At 64.6% G+C, this 3,499-nt stretch carries 4 protein-coding genes; all 4 read right to left on the reverse strand.

Going from position 1 to position 3,499, the window contains the following annotated elements; genetic code table 11:
• Positions 1-1,217, reverse strand: a 1,217-nt coding sequence (locus NA5_RS38595) for a hypothetical protein (RefSeq protein WP_062993981.1), incomplete at its 3' end; no start/stop codon positions are given.
• Positions 1,211-2,068, reverse strand: a complete 858-nt coding sequence (locus NA5_RS38600; protein ID WP_218020263.1) for a DUF8175 domain-containg protein — start codon at positions 2,066-2,068, stop codon at positions 1,211-1,213. The genes NA5_RS38600 and NA5_RS38595, both read right to left, overlap by 7 nt.
• Entirely contained in the window at positions 2,065-2,880 is an 816-nt protein-coding gene (locus NA5_RS38605; RefSeq protein ID WP_062993983.1) for a DUF8175 domain-containg protein, read from the reverse strand. The genes NA5_RS38600 and NA5_RS38605 overlap by 4 nt, the downstream gene beginning before the upstream one ends.
• A gap of 73 nt (positions 2,881-2,953) precedes the next feature.
• Positions 2,954-3,499, reverse strand: a 546-nt coding sequence (locus NA5_RS41585) for a DUF8175 domain-containg protein (protein ID WP_062993984.1), incomplete at its 5' end; no start/stop codon positions are given.

Raw genomic sequence — 3,499 nt, forward strand, 5'->3', positions numbered from 1 at the left:
GGACCGCCCGCACCACCCGGCGGACGCGGACCGGTGGAGGTGCCACCGACGTAACCCGCCGAACCCGGTGCGGCGCCCCGGACCGAGGTGGCCTTGGTGCCCATCGCGCCCAAAGCGCCCACCGCGAGCAAGGTTCCGCCCGCGGCCGTGAGACCGGAACCACCGCTACCGACGATCGCGACCGCGGGCGTGGCCAACCGCATCAGCGCGGGCAGCACGAACGCGACGCTGCACAGCAGCACGATGGCGACCAACATCCGTTGTGCCTGTTCACCTTCGGGCAGTCCACCGGTATCGGTCAGCGAATCCACGTGGCCCGCGGTGGTGAACGCGATCATGTAGACGATGGCGGCCACCGGCTTCCAGAGCATGAACGCGATGATCCAGCCGATCAGCTTCTGATACGACTGTTTGCCGATATTCATCCCCGATGCGGCCGCGGCCAGTGGCAGCACACCCGCCGCGATGATCAGCAGACCCTGACGCACGATGGCCAGCACGATCTGCGCCAGCGCACCGAGCAGTCCGACGATCGCGATGATCAACACAAGACCCGGCGAGAAGGCCTGCAGCTTACTGGTTTTCACCATCAGCTCGGCCAGATCCTTGGCATTGCCATTGGTCGAATCGTTGATGATCCACTCGGAGAAGCGATCCGAGGCCTGCGTGCCCGCGACGATGACCGCGCCCAGCATCCAGGAGCTGAAAACCACCCGGGTGAACATGCGGAACGATTCGGCCGCCTCGTTCATGACGGCGCCGCGTCTGGCCTCGGCCAATCTGGCGCCGGACAGTATCACCGAGGCTATGAGCAGCAATATCTGCGCTTGATAGGTGTAGTCGTTGATCTTGACGAACAACGAACCCGAATCGCTGGCCGCCTCGTTGGGGACCTTCATCCAGAAGGTCAGCGCGAGGATGATGGCCTCGCCGAGGCCGTTCATCAGCGAATCGACGACCTTGCCGAAGGTCGAATCCCAGGCCTTGTCCTTGACCGCGTTCGCGGCGCTGCCCGGGTGCGAGGCGGCATTGCCCGCCTTGCACGCGGCCGACGCGGCGTCACCGAGCGAGAAGCCGGGCAGGCCCACGTTGTCGAGCGTGTCGTGCAATTCGTTGCACGTATCGTCGAATCCGTAAGTCTGACCGTATGCCACCGTCGGTGTCGCAATCATGACAGTGAAGATGACCGCGAGGATCGTGACGACGCGCCTCACCATTTTGTCCACCCATCGATCGAGTCGATCGTCTCGAGTGGCTGTGCATCACTCGTGGACGACTTGAGTTTCCAACCACCATCGCGCCAGAGCACATTCAGTCTCATGGCCACCCAACTGCGCCCGCCGTGCAGGAAATCACGGGTCTTGCGGGCGATACGTACCACAGCGAAATCGTCACCATAGCTTTCGATTCGGAATGCGTCGGAGGCGAACAACAACGGTTTGATGTTGTCGGGTAGTTCATTCGGGATCTTGCCGTCGGCGATCTTTCGGTCGCGATCGGCCTGCTCCTGGTCGGACAGGATCACCAGCTGCTGCCACAGGGCCCGATCCATCGGACGTGCCACGGTCCGCCAGTAGATCTGCTCGGCCGCGAGCGCGGCGCCCTGAGGGGTCCGAGTGAAGCCGACCGGAATGTCATTGTCGATGCGGGTCGGGCCGTCGGTGGTCGAGAACGGAATCACCGGGCCGCTGTACACACGCTGCCAACCACCCTGCTGACCCGTGCCGCCCGGAGCGCCGGACAGCCAATCGCCATCGGCGGGCTGACGCGGCGCAACGGAATTCGAGAGCGGTTGTCCGGCAGGGTTTTCCGGAATATCGAAACGATGGCCGAACGAATCCACATCGGAGCCGCTGAATCCGCCGCCCCCCACGGTGGCGGAGGCACTGATCGGCGCACTGCCCGAACTCGTGCCGGTCTTCGATACCTGGTCACCCCCGGCGGCGTTGTCTCGCATCGCGACCACGGTCACCGCGACCGCGACGACAACGGCCAGCACCGCGCCTACGCCCAGCATCGCAAGCGGCGAACGTTTGCCTGCCGGACCGGATCCGGGCCCTGTGGTCACCATTTGGTCCACCCGTTCAAGGACTCGATGTATTCGGTCTGCGGGCTATTGGAGGTTGCCGGTTTCAGCCGCCAGTCCCCCGCGTCCCAGATCATCACCAATCGCAAAGCCGCCCACAGCTGCTTGCCATCGACCACCTGGCCACGGGTGGCCAGCTGGATGATCGCCAGATCATCGGCATAGTTCTCGACCTTGAACGCATCCGAGGCGACGAAATACTTGGTCACCTTTTCCGGCTGCTGTTCGGGGAGTTTGTCCTGGGACAGGGCCTTGTCGTAGGCGGCGATCTGCTGGGCCGAGACGCGGACCTGGCGGACGTAGAGGTCGCGGTCGGCGGGGCGGGCGTTGAGACGGTAGGTAATCTGGGCGGCCGCAAGCACCGCGCCCTGCGGTGTGTGCGAATAGCCAACGGCCAGACCGTCTTCGATGCGGGTCGGTCCGTCGGAGGTGGAGAACGGAACCGAGGCGCCGAAGACCCGCTGCCAACCGTGTGGTGCGGTGGTGCCCTCGGGCGCCGCGGTCAGCCAGTCCGCGTCCGACGGCCTGCGCTGCCGAGTCGGATCCTGCGGAAGTGGTTGTCCGGCAGAATTGTTCGGGATATCGACGCGCCTGCCGAGAATATCCACCTCGGGGGTCGCGAAGCCCGCACCGCCGGAATCGGCCGCGGCGGCGGCCTTGTCACCACCCGAACCCGAGTCGTCCCGGCTCACGTACACGAATACGCCGACGACCACGATGAGTACCAGCACGGCAGCGGACGCGACAGCACCGAAGGAGACGCGATCGCGCGCGTACGACTCCTTCTCACTCATGACTCCGCCTCGCTAGCGCTCGGCTCCGTCATGAGCGAAGCACGCTGCGACATGATTCGCTCGCTGCGCTCGCTCATATCGGCGCCTCCAATTTCACTATGTCCGTGGGCAATTCATCGACCGCCTCGATGGGCCGAGCGGTCGAGTCGGGATCCGGCAGTCGCAATCTCCAATCGTTGCCGAACCATTCGACAGTGGTGTGGTTCACCGCCTTCGAATTGTCCGAATATTCGGTATAGACATCGACGGCGGAGGCCGCATCGGTATAGCTGGTGATCTTGTATCCGAGCACTCTCGGCGCGTATTCGGACGCGGCCGGACCGGTGATCGAGAGCTGCACCCGGTTGACCGCCCACTCGTCTCTGGCCTTGTTCGGCACCACCTCTTGGCGCACGATATCGGCCCATTGACTGTCGGCGGCCACCGACAAGCGCACCGTGTGCACTATCGCGGCCAGCGCGGCACCGATCGGCGAATGCTCGAAACCCGTTGCGGCACCGTCGGATACCTGCTTCGGCCCCTGGTCGGTACTCGGCAGTGCCACGCCTTGGAACGGCTGCCACCGCACATGGGTCGGCGCTGCCGACAGGTCCGGGCCGGAATCGCGGCCACCGCCGCC

Source organism: Nocardia anaemiae NBRC 100462 (assembly GCF_001612725.1).
GTDB classification, from domain to species: Bacteria; Actinomycetota; Actinomycetes; order Mycobacteriales; family Mycobacteriaceae; genus Nocardia; species Nocardia anaemiae.